The sequence below is a fragment of the Nonomuraea sp. NPDC001684 genome (assembly GCF_053596515.1).
Genome location: NZ_JBSFGJ010000846.1, coordinates 1 through 1,646 on the forward strand (window position 1 = coordinate 1; position 1,646 = coordinate 1,646).

At 75.2% G+C, this 1,646-nt stretch carries 1 protein-coding gene; it reads right to left on the reverse strand.

All coding sequences use genetic code 11. The annotated features are described in order from the left end of the window. Window positions 1–44 precede the first annotated feature (44 nt). Window positions 45–1,646: calcium-binding protein (locus ACWCSD_RS52420; RefSeq protein ID WP_449927389.1), on the reverse strand; the 1,602-nt coding region annotated here is incomplete at its 5' end.

Sequence of the window (1,646 nt, forward strand, 5' to 3'; positions counted from 1 at the left end):
CAACACGGTGGCCCGCAACACCATCACCTGGACCGGCCGCGAGTTCACCGACGCGGTGGGCGTCTGGGCGGGGGGGCCGAGCCGCCGATCAGGTCGTCCTGGCCGGGGGTGTCGTCGCCTTCCAGGTCGGCGGGGCCGCTGGGGTCGCCCTTCCAGCCGGGGTCGGGCAGAGGGCGGCTGATGGTCCTGGTGGACTCGGCCGACAACGGCAGGTCACCACGGATCTGGTCCGCGCCGTCACCACCCTCGGCGTAGTCCCCCTGGCCCCCACCCGACATCTGATCGTCCCCGCTCTGCCCCCACAGGACATCCACCCCAGAACCCCCCGAAATCCTGTCCCCTCCAGAGCCGTCGCCCAGGAGGGTGACCGCGCGTGGGGTCATCGGGGTGCCCGACGAGCCGAGGCGGACGGTGGCGGCGGCCGGGGTGCCCGTCAGCGTCACCACGGCGTTGTCGCCGGCGATGACGTCGTCACCGGGGCCGCCGTACAGGGCGTCCGCGACGTCGTCCGCTGTGGTGTCGGCTGTCGTGTGGGTGCCGCCGACCAGGTCGTCGTTGCCCTGGTCGCCTTCGACCCAGTCCACGCTCGCGCCGCCCTCGGCGTAGTCGTCGCCTTCCTGGCCGCGCAGCCGGTCGGGGCCGCCCTGGCCGAAGATCGCGTCGTTGCCCGCGCCGCCGTCGGCCACGTCGGGGCCGAAGCCACCCGCGAGCAGCTTCACCCGGTGCGTAACCGCCTGCCCCGGCCGCGCGGCCACCGAAGTAGCCGCGTCCATGTCGGATGCGGACGTCCCAGACGGTGTGGCCGTGGCCGACGGCGTTGCGGTGCTGCTCGGAGTCGGCGTCGAGGTCGGGGGTTGGAGGGAGATGGTCAGGAGGGCGTTGTCGGCGGTGATCACGTCCGGGCCGTCGCCGCCCAGCAGTGTGTCGCCGCCGTCCGGGTACGGGCCCGAAGCGCCGCCCACGAGTTCGTCCTCGCCGGCCTCGCCGTACACCTTGTCGCCGCCGACGCCGCCCTCCAGGTGGTCGTCGCCCGCGTCGCCGTGCACCTCGTCGGACCCGATCCCGCCGTAACCCGCGTCGGCGCCGTCGCCGCCGTGGATCACGTCCGGGCCGCCGGCCTCCTCCGGGGTGCCGTCGAGGTCGAACGGGCCACCGGCGTCGCCGTTGTCGCCGATCAGCCGGTCCGCTCCCGCATCGCCGTACAGGACGTCGCCCTTGTCGTCCTTGCCCGCCGTACGCGTGCCGCCGATGACCAGGTCGTCACCCTCGCCGCCGAACAGCCGGTCCTGCCCGGACTCGCCCACCACGGTGTCGTCGTGCGCGCCGCCGTACAGGGTGTCGTCGCCGGAGCCGCCGGTCACCTCGTCATCGCCGTCGTCGCCGAGCGCCGTGTCGTCGCCCGAGCCGCCCGAGACCCGGTCGTCGCCCGAGCCGCCGGCCAGCCGGTCGTCGCCGCGTTCGCCGCAGACCACGTCCTGGCCGCCACCGGCCTCGACCCGGTCGGCGCCGCCGCCGGCCGACACGATCTCCTTGCCCGCGCCGCCGAGGACGAGGTCCCGGCCGTCGGCGTCGCCGTCGTGCTCCTCGCACGGCTCGTCCCGCCGGCGGTCGCCGAAGACGGTCGCGCCTCCGTCGCCGCCGACGAC